10 protein-coding genes are annotated in these 12,877 nt (G+C 71.5%); 5 read left to right on the top strand and 5 right to left on the bottom strand.

The genetic code is table 11. The annotated features are described in order from the left end of the window. Positions 1 to 41: 41 nt before the first annotated feature. Positions 42 to 521, bottom strand: coding sequence for an Rv3235 family protein (locus ACZ6C1_RS35980; RefSeq protein ID WP_469247181.1), 480 nt, complete (start codon positions 519 to 521; stop codon positions 42 to 44). Positions 522 to 799: 278 nt separating this feature from the next. Between ACZ6C1_RS35980 and ACZ6C1_RS35975 the strand changes: the two genes are divergently transcribed. Both ACZ6C1_RS35975 and ACZ6C1_RS35970 read left to right on the top strand, forming a co-directional pair. Then, complete coding sequence (locus tag ACZ6C1_RS35975) at positions 800 to 1,306, top strand: DUF6912 family protein (protein WP_469247179.1); 507 nt, start codon at positions 800 to 802, stop codon at positions 1,304 to 1,306. Between the two features lie 57 nt (positions 1,307 to 1,363). Then, positions 1,364 to 2,026, top strand: a complete 663-nt coding sequence (locus ACZ6C1_RS35970; RefSeq protein ID WP_469247177.1) for an HAD family hydrolase — start codon at positions 1,364 to 1,366, stop codon at positions 2,024 to 2,026. Positions 2,027 to 2,279: 253 nt separating this feature from the next. Here ACZ6C1_RS35970 and ACZ6C1_RS35965 read toward each other — a convergent pair whose 3' ends face one another. Then, the gene (locus ACZ6C1_RS35965; RefSeq protein ID WP_469247175.1) at positions 2,280 to 2,846 is read right to left on the bottom strand and encodes a DJ-1/PfpI family protein; all 567 of its coding nucleotides are present in this window, start codon (positions 2,844 to 2,846) and stop codon (positions 2,280 to 2,282) included. A 381-nt stretch (positions 2,847 to 3,227) separates the two neighbouring features. Between ACZ6C1_RS35965 and ACZ6C1_RS35960 the strand changes: the two genes are divergently transcribed. Further along, positions 3,228 to 8,174, top strand: a complete 4,947-nt coding sequence (locus tag ACZ6C1_RS35960) for an NAD-glutamate dehydrogenase (RefSeq protein ID WP_469247173.1) — start codon at positions 3,228 to 3,230, stop codon at positions 8,172 to 8,174. A gap of 51 nt (positions 8,175 to 8,225) precedes the next feature. On the opposite strand, the gene ACZ6C1_RS35955 is transcribed toward ACZ6C1_RS35960, so the two are convergent. From ACZ6C1_RS35955 to ACZ6C1_RS35945, 3 genes are read right to left on the bottom strand one after another with little or no spacing between them, the layout of a single operon-like run. Beyond that, a complete protein-coding gene (locus ACZ6C1_RS35955) occupies positions 8,226 to 9,449 on the bottom strand; it encodes a glycosyltransferase 87 family protein (RefSeq protein WP_469247171.1) in 1,224 nt (407 codons plus the stop codon). 25 nt (positions 9,450 to 9,474) lie between these two features. Beyond that, positions 9,475 to 10,263: an ABC transporter ATP-binding protein gene (locus ACZ6C1_RS35950; RefSeq protein WP_469247169.1), complete on the bottom strand. Its 789-nt coding sequence runs from the start codon at positions 10,261 to 10,263 to the stop codon at positions 9,475 to 9,477. After that, the gene (locus ACZ6C1_RS35945; protein WP_469247167.1) at positions 10,256 to 11,176 is read right to left on the bottom strand and encodes an ABC transporter permease; all 921 of its coding nucleotides are present in this window, start codon (positions 11,174 to 11,176) and stop codon (positions 10,256 to 10,258) included. Before ACZ6C1_RS35945 ends, ACZ6C1_RS35950 begins: the two co-directional genes overlap by 8 nt. Positions 11,177 to 11,310: 134 nt before the next feature. Between ACZ6C1_RS35945 and ACZ6C1_RS35940 the strand changes: the two genes are divergently transcribed. Both ACZ6C1_RS35940 and rfbC read left to right on the top strand, forming a co-directional pair. Continuing rightward, positions 11,311 to 11,910, top strand: coding sequence for a TetR/AcrR family transcriptional regulator (locus ACZ6C1_RS35940; protein WP_469247165.1), 600 nt, complete (start codon positions 11,311 to 11,313; stop codon positions 11,908 to 11,910). Between the two features lie 85 nt (positions 11,911 to 11,995). Continuing rightward, on the top strand, positions 11,996 to 12,637 hold the full coding sequence (gene rfbC / locus ACZ6C1_RS35935) for a dTDP-4-dehydrorhamnose 3,5-epimerase (RefSeq protein WP_469247164.1): 642 nt from the start codon (positions 11,996 to 11,998) through the stop codon (positions 12,635 to 12,637). Positions 12,638 to 12,877 lie beyond the last annotated feature (240 nt).

The raw sequence follows: 12,877 nt of genomic DNA, 5'->3' as shown, positions 1-12,877 counted from the left end.
GTGCGTGACAGGAGTCGCGTGTCCGGCCCCGTTCCGTTGCGCTAGTGGGGCCGGCCGCCGAGTTCCACGGCAGCGCAGCGCCACTTGCGGTCGGGGCCCTGCTCCAGGCGGAACGCCATCGCCCGGACCTGATCACCGGCCGCGATGCTCGCGAACGCCTCGACCACTCCCGGGCGCAGCGGGAAGCCGCCGCAGCGGCGGACGACGGGGCGGGCGCCGCGGGCGCGGAGCGGGGTGGTGGGCGCGAGGCTGATCAGCTGGTCGTAGGCCTCGCCGACGGTCTGGCCCAGCATCCAGTGGACGGGGCGCTCACCGCTGAGGACGGCGAGCAGCCGTTCGGCGAAGACGATGTGGGGCGGGAGCGGCCGGTGGGCGGGGGCCGCGGTGGTGCGGGTCGCAGTGGTGCGGGTCGTGGGACCGCTTGCGGCCGGGCGGGATGAGCCGGGCCGGACCGTGCCGGGGCCGCGCTGGTCCCGGCGGCGGGCCGGTCCGGACGTCGTCCTGGTTGCGGTGGTGCTCATGATGATCGCCCCCGTTCCGTAGGACCCGGTGTGTACCGGGCGGTAACTTGCGTTGGTGATCTTCTACGGGGGCGAGGAGGGCGGCCGCAATCGTCGGTGGAGCCCGTGCCGAAGTCGGAAGCGGATCACCTATCCGGGTGATGCCCTGACCATGGGCGCGCGACGGGGCCGGGTGAGGCGGGGTGCCGGGTGGACGGAGCGCCCCGGTGACCACCGGCCCCGAAGGGGGACTCCGCACGTATCCTGAGGGCGTCTCCCGACTACGAAAGCGGCCTGCCATGCGCGTCTACGTCCCCCTGACCCTCCCCGGTCTCGCACAGGCGCACAAGGCGGGCGAGCTGGGCCCCGGCCCGCTCACCGCGTACGCGGTGACGCCCGGCCTGCGCGAGTGGTACGTCTCCGACGACATCGAGGAGCTGGAGTACGCCGCGCTCAGCCGGGCGGCGGCCGCGTCGCTGCGGATGCTGGCCGCCGATCCGTCCGCGGCGCGACGCCGGGTCGTCGTGGCCGTCGACGTACCCGACGGGGCGGCGGTCGCCGATCCCGACGGAGCCCTGGACCCCTCGTCGGTGGGCGAGGTGCGGATCGCTCGGGCGGTGCCGCTGGCCAAGGCCGCGGCGGTGCACGCGGACGCGGACGACGCCGAGGGCGACGTGTCCGCCGCGGCGGAGGCGCTGGGCGCGGCGGACCACGGGGACGATGACGCGCAGTTCGTGGTGGACGGCGCGGAGGACCACGAACTGCTGTGGTTCGGGGTGCAGGAGATCCCCGGGTTGATCGGCTGAACGACGGTTTCTCGCTGGTGGGGGCTCGTTGTCGGACCCTGCCGGTACCTTTTTGGCATGGGGAAGCGCAGCACCCACCTGGTGTGGGACTGGAACGGCACGTTGCTCGATGACATCGACGCGGTCATCGGGGCGACGAACGCCGCGTTCGAGGAGATAGGCCTGGAGCCGATCACTCTGGCGCGGTACCGGGAGCTGTACTGCGTACCGGTCCCGCTGTTCTACGAGCGGCTGATGGGGCGGATGCCCACCGAGGCGGAGTGGCTCGTGATGGACGAGGCGTTCCACCGCCACTACTGGGTGCGGGCCGAGGTGTGCGGGCTGGCGGACGGCGCGGCCGAGCTGCTGGCGGCGCGGCAGGCCGCCGGGCTGACGCAGTCGTTGCTCTCGCTCGCCCCGCACGAGCTCCTGCTGCCGGTCGTGCGGCGGCACGGCATCGAGGAGCGGTTCGTCCGGGTGGACGGTCGCACGGGCACCTCGACGGCCGGCAAGGCGGAGCACATGGTGCGGCACCTGGTGGCGCTGGAGGGCGTGCCGCCGGAGCGGATCGTGGTGATCGGGGACGCGGCGGACGACGCCGTCGCGGCGGCGCACGTGGGGGCGCGGGCGGTGCTGTACACCGGGGGTTCGCACAGCCGGGCCAGCCTTGAGGCGGTGGGGGTGCCGGTGGTGGACACGCTGGAGGAGGCGGTCGCGGTGGCGGAGGAGCTGGCGGCGTAGCCCTCGGGCGGGCGGCGGGGCGGTGCCTTTGGCGGGGCGGGATTTTCGGGGCGGGCTTTCGCGGGTCGGACTTTGCGGGGCGGGCTTTCGCGGGTCGGTGTGGTGCGGTGCCTGCGGCGGGGCGGTCGTGACCGGGGTGCGCACGCGGGTGCGGTCCGGTGGGGGTGCGCCCGGCCTGACGGCCGGGCTGGGGCGGGTCCTTGCGTTCGGCGCGGGTTCGCGGGCTGCGGGCGGGTCTGTTGGGTCGCGTGGGTTACGGGGTGGGGGACTTCGTACGGAGGACCTTGAGGAACTCCCGCATCCAGGTGGGGTGGTCGGGCCAGGCGCGGGAGGAGACCAGGGTGCCGTCGATCACGGCGTCCGTGTCCTGGAAGGTGGCCCCGGCGGCCTGCATGTCGAGCTCCAGGGCCGGGTAGGCCGTCACATGGCGGCCGTCCAGGGCGCCGACCGCGGCCGTCAGCAGCGGGCCGTGGCAGATCTGGGCGACCGGCTTGTCGGCGTCGAAGAAGGACTTGAGGATCTTGCGGAGCTCGGGGTCGTTGCGGAGGTACTCGGGAGCCCGCCCGCCCGGGATCACCACGGCGGCGTACTGGCTGGGCTCGACCTCCGAGAAGGCCAGGTCGGCGGGCCAGGTGTAGCCGGGCTTCTCGGTGTACGTGTCGAAACCCGGCTCGAAGTCGTGGACGACGAACCGGAGGGTCTTGCGGGCCGGTGCGGCGATGTGGACCTCGTACCCCTCCTCGCGCAGTCGCTGGTACGGGTACAGGACCTCCAGGGATTCCGCCGCGTCGCCGGTGACGATCAGGATCTTCACGGTCATCACTGCCTGCCTCTGCTGGGAGGTGGTGCGAGGTGTGTGCCACCAGGACACGTGTCGCTGTCCAGAGTGTCAAACTTCGGGGCCGGGTTTTGTACACATACGGCTCGTGACGGGCCGGGGGTCAGGAGCGATAGCCTGGACCCGTGATCAGCGCGATACGCCATGGGGGCAGCGGAGCCCCCGGCCGGCGCCCGGAGTGCCACCGTGCCCGGGCGATCGCTGACCCATTCCATCCGGCCCGGTCGCCAAAATTGGCCAATAACGGCCCGGACATCTCTCATCGCGGCATAACGTCGCCTCAGACCGGATACCCCGCGTCGTGGCGTTGTGTCACTTCTTTCACCTACGTCACGCAACGGCGCGCGACAGGAGCCAGAGGACATGCAGACCAAGCTGGACGAAGCCAAGGCCGAGCTGCTCGAACGGGCCGCCCGGGTAGCTGAGAACAGCCCGGTCGGGGGGCAACTCCAGACTGGGGCCGAGAGCGGGGAGCGTCCGGGCCAGGACATCGTTCTGGAATACCTCCAGCGTTACTACCTGCACACGGCCCCCGAGGACCTCACGGACCGTGACCCGGTCGATGTCTTCGGTGCGGCCCTTTCCCACTACCGGCTGGCCGAGAACCGGCCCCAGGGCACGGCCAACGTCCGGGTGCACACGCCCACCGTCGAGGAGAACGGCTGGACCTGCAGCCACTCGGTCGTCGAGGTCGTCACGGACGACATGCCGTTCCTGGTCGACTCGGTGACCAACGAGCTCTCCCGCCAGGGCCGCGGCATCCACGTCGTGATCCACCCGCAGGTCGTCGTCCGCCGTGACCTGACCGGCAAGCTCATCGAGGTGCTGCCCGACGGCGGCGAGAAGGCCTCGCACGACGCCCTCATCGAGTCCTGGATCCACGTCGAGATCGACCGCGAGACCGACCGCGCCGACCTCAAGCAGATCACCGCCGATCTGCTGCGCGTCCTGTCCGACGTCCGCGAGACGGTCGAGGACTGGGAGAAGATGCGTGACGCCGCGCTGCGCATCGCCGAGGACCTCCCCAGCGAGCCGATCGCCGACGACCTGCGCGAATCGGAGGTCGAGGAGGCCCGCGAGCTGCTGCGCTGGCTGGCCGACGACCACTTCACCTTCCTCGGCTACCGCGAGTACGAGCTGACCGGCGACGACGCGCTGGCCGCCGTACCCGGCACCGGCCTCGGCATCCTCCGCTCCGACCCGCACCACAGCGACGACGAGGCGCACCCCGTCTCGCCCTCCTTCAACCGGCTGCCGCGTGACGCCCGCGCCAAGGCCCGTGAGCACAAGCTGCTCATCCTCACCAAGGCCAACAGCCGCTCCACCGTGCACCGGCCCTCCTACCTCGACTACGTCGGGGTGAAGAAGTTCGACAAGGACGGCAACGTCGTCGGTGAGCGGCGCTTCCTCGGCCTGTTCTCGTCGGCCGCGTACACCGAGTCCGTACGCCGGGTGCCGGTGATCCGCCGCAAGGTCGCCGAGGTCCTCGACAAGGCGGGCTTCTCGCCCAACAGCCACGACGGCCGCGATCTGCTCCAGATCCTGGAGACCTACCCGCGCGACGAGCTGTTCCAGACGCCGGTCGACCAGCTCGAGTCGATCGCCACGAGCGTGCTCTACCTCCAGGAGCGCCGCAAGCTGCGGCTCTACCTCCGCCAGGACGAGTACGGGCGCTACTACTCCGCGCTGGTCTACCTGCCGCGGGACCGCTTCAACACCACCGTCCGGCTGCGGATCATCGACATCCTGAAGGAGGAGCTCGGCGGCACCAGTGTCGACTTCACCGCCTGGAACACCGAGTCGATCCTCTCCCGCCTCCACTTCGTCGTCCGCGTCCCGCAGGGCACCGAGCTCACCCCGCTCACCGACGCCGACACCGAGCGCATCGAGGCCCGGCTGGTCGAGGCCGCCCGCTCCTGGGAGGACGGCTTCGCCGAGGCGCTCAACGCCGAGATGGGCGAGGAGCGCGCCGCCGAGCTGCTGCGCCGGTACGGCAACTCCTTCCCCGAGGGGTACAAGGCCGACCACACGCCGCGCGCCGCCGTGTCCGACCTGGCCCACCTGGAGCAGCTTGTCCGGGGCGAGAAGGACTTCGCGCTCTCCCTGTACGAGCCGGTCGGCGCGGGCCCCGGCGAGCGCCGCTTCAAGATCTACAAGACCGGTGCCCAGATCTCCCTCTCCGCCGTCCTGCCGGTGCTCAACCGGCTCGGCGTCGAGGTCGTCGACGAGCGGCCGTACGAGCTGCGCTGCGCGGACCGCACCCAGGCGTGGATCTACGACTTCGGTATGCGCATGCCGCACGGCGCCGGCAGCGGTGACTACCTGGCCGACGACGCCCGGGAGCGGTTCCAGGAGGCGTTCGCCGCGACCTGGACCGGCCGCGCCGAGAACGACGGCTTCAACGCGCTGGTGCTGAGCGCGGGGCTGGGCTGGCGGCAGGCGATGGTGCTGCGGGCGTACGCCAAGTACCTGCGCCAGGCCGGATCCACGTTCAGCCAGGACTACATGGAGGACACCCTCCGCCACAACGTCCACACCACCCGCCTGCTGGTGTCGTTGTTCGAGGCGCGGATGTCGCCCGAGCGGCAGCGGGCCGGCACCGAGCTGACCGACGGGCTGCTGGAGGAGCTGGACGGCGCGCTGGACCAGGTCGCCTCCCTCGACGAGGACCGGATCCTCCGCTCCTTCCTGACCGTCATCAAGGCGACGCTGCGGACCAACTTCTTCCAGAAGAAGGACGACGGCACGCCGCACGACTACGTGTCGATGAAGTTCGACCCGCAGGCCATCCCCGACCTGCCGGCGCCGCGCCCCGCGTTCGAGATCTGGGTGTACTCGCCGCGTGTCGAGGGCGTCCACCTGCGCTTCGGCAAGGTCGCGCGAGGCGGCCTGCGCTGGTCGGACCGGCGCGAGGACTTCCGTACCGAGATCCTCGGCCTGGTCAAGGCACAGATGGTGAAGAACACCGTCATCGTGCCGGTCGGCGCCAAGGGCGGGTTCGTCGCCAAGCAGCTCCCGGACCCGGCCGTCGACCGCGACGCCTGGATGGCGGAGGGCATCGCCAGCTACCGGACGTTCATCTCGGCGCTGCTCGACATCACCGACAACCTGGTCGCGGGCGAGGTCGTCCCGCCGGCCGACGTCGTCCGGCACGACGAGGACGACACGTACCTGGTGGTCGCCGCCGACAAGGGCACGGCGACGTTCTCCGACATCGCCAACGAGGTCGCGGTCGCCTACGGCTTCTGGCTGGGTGACGCGTTCGCCTCCGGCGGTTCGGCCGGTTACGACCACAAGGGCATGGGCATCACTGCCCGCGGCGCCTGGGAGTCGGTCAAGCGGCACTTCCGCGAGCTCGGTCACGACACGCAGACCGAGGACTTCACGGTCGTCGGCGTCGGCGACATGTCGGGTGACGTGTTCGGCAACGGCATGCTGCTGAGCGAGCACATCCGGCTGGTGGCGGCCTTCGACCACCGGCACATCTTCATCGACCCGAACCCGGACGCGGCCGTCTCCTACGCCGAGCGGCGCCGGCTGTTCGAGCTGCCGCGCAGCTCCTGGGCCGACTACAACAAGGAGCTGCTGTCCCCGGGCGGCGGCATCCACCCGCGTACCGCCAAGTCGATCCCGGTCAACGCGCACATGCGCGCGGCCCTCGGCATCGAGGGGGCGGTCACCAAGCTGACCCCCGCCGAGCTGATGCAGGCGATCCTCAAGGCGCCGGTGGACCTGCTGTGGAACGGCGGCATCGGTACGTACGTCAAGGCCGGCACCGAGTCGCACGCCGACGTCGGCGACAAGGCCAACGACGCCATCCGCGTCAACGGCGAGGACCTGCGCGTCAAGGTCGTCGGCGAGGGCGGCAATCTGGGCCTGACCCAGCTCGGCCGGATCGAGTTCGCCCGGAAGGGTGGCCCCGAGGGCGAGGGCGGCAGGGTCAACACCGACGCCATCGACAACAGCGCGGGCGTGGACACCTCCGACCACGAGGTGAACATCAAGATCCTGCTCAACGGTCTGGTCGCGGACGGCGACATGACCGTCAAGCAGCGCAACAAGATCCTCGCCGAGATGACCGACGAGGTCGGCTCGCTGGTGCTGCGCAACAACTACGCGCAGAACGTGGCCCTCGCCAACGCCGTCAAGCAGTCCCCGTCGCTCCTCCACGCCCACCAGCGGTTCATGCGCCGCCTGGGCCGTGAGGGCCGGCTGGACCGGGCGCTGGAGTTCCTGCCCAACGACCGCCAGATCCGCGAGCTGCTCAACGCGGGCAAGGGGCTCAGCCAGCCCGAGCTGGCCGTCCTCCTCGCCTACACCAAGATCACGGTGGCGGACGAGCTGATCCACACGGACCTGCCGGACGACCCGTACCTGCGGGAGCTGCTGCACGCGTACTTCCCGACGAAGCTGCGCGAGGAGTTCGCCGAGCAGATCGACGCCCACGCGCTGCGCCGCGAGATCATCACGACGGTGCTGGTCAACGACACCGTCAACACGGGTGGCTCGACCTTCCTGCACCGGCTGCGCGAGGAGACCGGCGCGTCGATCGAGGAGATCGTCCGGGCGCAGACCGCCGCTCGCGCGATCTTCGGCCTGAGCGAGGTGTGGGACGCCGTCGAGGCGCTGGACAACAAGGTCCCGGCGGACGTCCAGACCCGTATCCGGCTCCACTCGCGCCGCCTGGTCGAGCGCGGTACGCGGTGGCTGCTGGGCAACCGGCCGCAGCCGGTCAAGCTCGCCGAGACCGTCGAGTTCTTCGCCGAGCGCGTGGAGCAGGTGTGGGCGAAGCTGCCGCAGATGCTGCGGGGTGCCGACCTGGAGTGGTACCAGTCGATCGTGGACGAGCTCACCGCGGCGGGCGTGCCGGACGAGCTGGCGCTGCGGGTGGCCGGCTTCTCGTCCGCCTTCCCGACGCTCGACATCGTCGCGATCGCGGACCGGACGGGCAAGGACCCGATGGCGGTCGCCGAGGTGTACTACGACCTGGCCGACCGGCTCTCCATCACCCAGCTGATGGACCGGATCATCGAGCTGCCGCGTGCCGACCGCTGGCAGTCCATGGCCCGGGCGTCCATCCGCGAGGACCTGTACGCCGCGCACGCCGCGCTCACCGCCGATGTGCTGTCGGCCGGGAACGGCACCGCGACGCCCGAGGAGCGGTTCACGGCGTGGGAGCAGCGGAACGCCGCGATCCTCGGCCGGGCGCGCACGACGCTGGAGGAGATCCAGGGGTCGGACGCGTTCGACCTGGCGAACCTGTCGGTCGCGATGCGGACGATGCGGACGCTGCTGCGCACGCACAGCTGACGGCTCACGCACGAGGGCGCCCCGCCGGTCACCGGCGGGGCGCCCCCGCGTTCACAGCCCCTTCAACGACGGCGGTCCCGGTACCGTCTCCGCCCACAGCCGCCGGCACGACAGCAGCGTGGCGGCCACCAGCAGCCCGTTGCGCAGCGCCACCACGGCGCACCCGAGGGGCGTGACGGTGATGACGTCCTCGTACAGGACGGGGTACGCCAGCGCGCTGAGCGCCGCCGCGGGGAGCATCAGCAGGGCGACCGTCCGCTGGCTGGTGTCCCGGCAGGTGAGGCAGACCGCGGCCAGGCCCAGCAGCCACACCATGTACTGCGGGCTGATCACCCGGCTGGTCACCGTGAACAGCAGTACCGCGGTGAACGCGGCGTCCACCGGGGTCGCCGCGCTCCACTGCCAGGACCGCACCCGCCACAGCAGCAGCCAGCAGAAGGCGAGCGCGGTGAGCACCAGGGCGAAGTGGGCCACGCTGGAGGCGTACGGCCCGGACAGCTCGAAGGCGCCGTACCGGTAGCGGACCCCGCCCGACCACCACCCGGCCAGCTTCGCCAGCGACAGGGCGGTGCCGCCGACGGACTCGATCTGCACGCCCCGGCTGCCCTGCTGGCGCGCGAAGTCCAGCGTGTGGGTGAACCCGAGCGCGAGGACGGTGAACAGCACGCCTGCCGCCACCAGAGCCGCGGTCCAGGCCCGGCGTGTGAGATGGCCGCGGGGCGTGCCGATCAGGGTGAGCAGGGGCCACACCTTGACCATGGCGCCGAGCCCGGCCAGTGTGCCGCCCAGCCGGGCGTGCCCGCCCCGCAGTGCCAGGAGGGCGAGCACCGCGAGGGCGGTGACCTGGACGTCGTACCGCGCCAGGGGCAGGTGCAGGAGCAGCGGCAGGCCGCCCACCCACAGCCAGGCCCCGCTGGTTCCCGCGCGCGCGAGCGCGAAGGTGACGACGGCGTCGACGAGCAGTGTCAGGGCGACGAACGCCTGGTAGTACGTCAGCTCCGGCACATGGCCCGGGGCGAGGAAGACCAGCCCGGCGCCGGGCGGGTACTGCCAGGTGACGTCGTCGGGCGGGAACGTGCCCTGCGAGAGCTGCTGGTACCAGTGCCGGTACAGCAGGTAGACCTCGCGGCCGATCCCGCCGATGCCGAGGCTGTCCTGCAACAGGAGCAGGAGCATCCCGGCGCGCGTGAAGGCCCACACGGCGGCCAGCGGCAGAGCGGCGGACCGGTCCGTGAAGATGGGCGTGCGGCGTGCGCTGATCCTGGAGATGGTCATCGGGCGCACTTTAGCCCGCTATGACCTATTTCTTCCTGGTGTGTGCCTCATACGCATCAACAACCTCCCCCGCCGGGCCGTCCATCAGCAGCCGTCCGGCCTCCAGCCAGAGCGCCCGGTCGCAGGTCTGCCGGATGGCCGAGTTGCTGTGGCTCACCAGGAAGACCGTCCCGGCCTGCTTGCGCAGCTCGCCGATGCGCTCCTGGCTGCGGCGCTGGAACTTCGCGTCGCCGGTGGCCAGCGCCTCGTCGATCAGCAGCACGTCGTGGGACTTGGCGGCGGCGATGGAGAACCGCAGCCGGGCGCCCATGCCGGAGGAGTACGTACGCATCGGCAGCGAGATGAAGTCGCCCTTCTCGTTGATCCCCGAGAACTCGACGATGTCCTCGTACCGCTCCTGGATCTGCTCGCGGGACATGCCCATCGCGAGGCCGCCGAGGATGACGTTGCGCTCGCCGGTCAGATCACCCATCAGGGCGGCGTTCACTCCCAGGAGGGACGGCTGGCCGTGCGTGTAGATCCGTCCCTCGCTGGTCGGCAGCAGGCCGGCGACCGCCTTCAGCAGGGTGGACTTGCCCGAGCCGTTGGAGCCGATCAGTCCGATCGCCTCGCCCTTGTACGCGGCGAAGCTCACGCCCTTGACGGCGTGGACCGTCCGGGTGCCGGGCGCCGTGCGCGCACGGGACAGGAGCCGGCCGAGTGCGGCGGTCGCGCTGCCCCTGCCCGCCCTGCCGGCGCCCTGGACGGTGTACGTGATGTGCACGCCGTCGGCGACGACGGTCGGAATCCGCTGTCCGGTGGATGTGTCAGCCACGGCCGTACGTCTCCTCTGCCTTCCAGAACCAGATGAACCCGCCCACGGCGGCGAGCAGTGCCCAGCCGGTCGCCACGGCCCACACGTGCGGCGGCAGCTGGGCGGAGGTGAAGCTGTCGATGAGCGCGAAGCGCACCAGGTCGATGTAGACGGCGGCCGGGTTGCACTCCAGGGCGAGCAGCACGGCGTGCGGCAGGTGGTTGTCGGCGAGGACGTGCTCGACGCTCCACATCACGCCGGACGCGTACATCCAGGTGCGCAGCAGGAACGGCATCAGCTGGGCGACATCGGGCGTACGGGCGGCGAGTCGCGCCATGACCAGCGACACGCCGGTGTTGAACAGCGACTGCAGGAACAGGGCGGGGACGGCCAGCAGCCAGGACCAGCCGGGCGTGACGCCGAAGCAGAACAGGATGAGCACGAGCGCGCAGAGCGAGAAGGCGAGCTGCTGGAGCTGTTGCAGCGCCAGTGAGACGGGAAGGCTGGCGCGGGGGAAGTGCAGGGCCCGTACGAGGCCGGTGTTGCCGCTGATCGCCCGTGTGCCCGCCATGATCGAACTGGAGGTGAAGGTCCAGATGAACACGCCCGTGACCAGGAACGGGACGAAGTCCGGGACGCCGGCCCGGGTGTTCATCAGCACGCCGAAGATGAAGTAGTAGACCGCCGCGTTGAGCAGGGGCGTCATCACCTGCCACACCTGGCCCAGCCGGGCCTGGCTGTACTGGGCGGTGAGGCGGGCCGTCGCGAAGGCGGTGATGAAGTGCCGCCGTGACCACAACTGCCGGACGTACTCGGGCAGCGGGGGCCGGGCCCCGCTGACGGACAGCCCGTGCCGGAGGGCGAGCGCGCGGAGGTCCTCCTGGTCCTCCGCCGGTGGGGGCGCGACCGTCCGTGTACTCACAGCCGTACTCACAACACGGTCTCCCTCCGCATGGGACATGGCTACGACGGAACGGACCCGTTTCGTCGCTACGGGGAGAGTAGGGCGGGTGTACGTCGGAACGCAACCGTCCCGTCGTCTCGTAGGGCTGGCGCTATGATCCGGGCATGAGCACACCGCCGTCCCGCCGGCCGCCCGCCGGAGCCGCCGTACTCCGGGAGGACGTCACCGAAGCCATCCGCGCCGCCGTCTTCGAGGAACTGGCGGCGGTGGGCTTCGCGCGCATGTCCATCGAGGGCATCGCCCGGCGGGCGGGCGTCGGCAAGACCGCCGTCTACCGGCGCTGGAAGTCCAAGCTGTCGCTCGTCCTCGACCTGCTGACCGCCTTCGCCGCCCAGGGCCTGCCCGCCCCCGCGACCGGCTCGCTGTACGGGGACGTCCGCGCCCTGCTGGAGGTCGGCGCGCACGCGCTGCGCCACCCGGTCGCCTCCCAGGTCATCCCGGACCTCCTGGTCGAGGCCGCACGCCATCCCGAGATCGCCGACGCCATCAAGGCGGCCCTGCTGGACGGCCAGCAGGGTGTGGCCGCGCTCGTCGTCCGGGACGCGGTCGCGCGCGGCGAGCTGCCGGAGGGCGCCGACCCCGACCGCGCGCTGGATCTGATCATCGGGCCGCTCTACTGGCGCCTGGTCGTGGTCCGCACACCGCTGCCGGACGGCTACCTCGACGACCTGGCCAGGTCGGCCGTCGCCGCGCTCACGAGCTGACGGTCACCCGGTCGGACGCGGTTCCGGTGACGCCGGGCGCCCGTCGTGGTTGAGCCTGCCGACACGAGAGGACGGTGGGTGACGCGTGCGAGAAACGGGTATCGAAGGCGCCTGGGTGATGGAGCCGAGGGTCTTCCAGGACAACCGGGGCAGTTTCCACGAGTGGTACAGGGCGCCGGAACTGCACGAGGCGGCGGGTTACGGCTTCGGGCTCGCCCAGGCGAACTGCTCGGTCTCCGCGCGGGGCACCCTGCGGGGCGTGCACTTCGCCGACGTGCCGCCGGGCCAGGCCAAGTACGTGACGTGCGTGCGCGGCGCCGTGCTGGACGTGATCGTCGACCTCCGGACCGGCTCGCCCACCTACCGGGCCTGGGAGGCGGTACGGCTGGACGACCGCCACCACCGGGCGGTGCACGTCGCCGAGGGGCTCGGCCACGCCTTCATGGCCCTCACCGACGACGCGACCGTCGTCTATCTCTGCTCGCGCGGCTACGCCCCCGCCCACGAGCACGGCGTCCACCCCCTCGACCCGGACCTCGCGATCGACTGGCCGGCCGGCCTCACCCCCGTGCTCTCCGAGAAGGACGCCGCCGCCCCCACGCTCGCCGAGGCGGAACGGGCGGGCCTGCTGCCCTCCTACGAGACCTGCGCGCGCTGGTACGCGGGCCTGCGCGCCGAAGCGGCGGGCGGCACCGGTGCGCCGCGCATCCCGGCGACGCGTCGCTGAGGGTCGGACCGGACCACGACACGTCGCTCTCCGGACGGACCGGACCACGACACGTCGCTCTCCGGACGGACCGGGTCGCGACACGTCGTTGACCGGGCGGACCGAGCGGACCGGGCTGACCGGGCCCGAACGGCCGAGGGGGGGGGGGGGGGGGGGGGGGGGGGGGGGGGGGGGGGGGGGGGGGGGGGGGGGAGGGTCAAAGCCGGACGCATAGGGCGTCAAGACGTAGCGCAAGCCAAC

Source organism: Streptomyces sp. NPDC041796, assembly GCF_055590785.1.
This window is presented reverse-complemented; position numbering and strand designations above follow the sequence as displayed.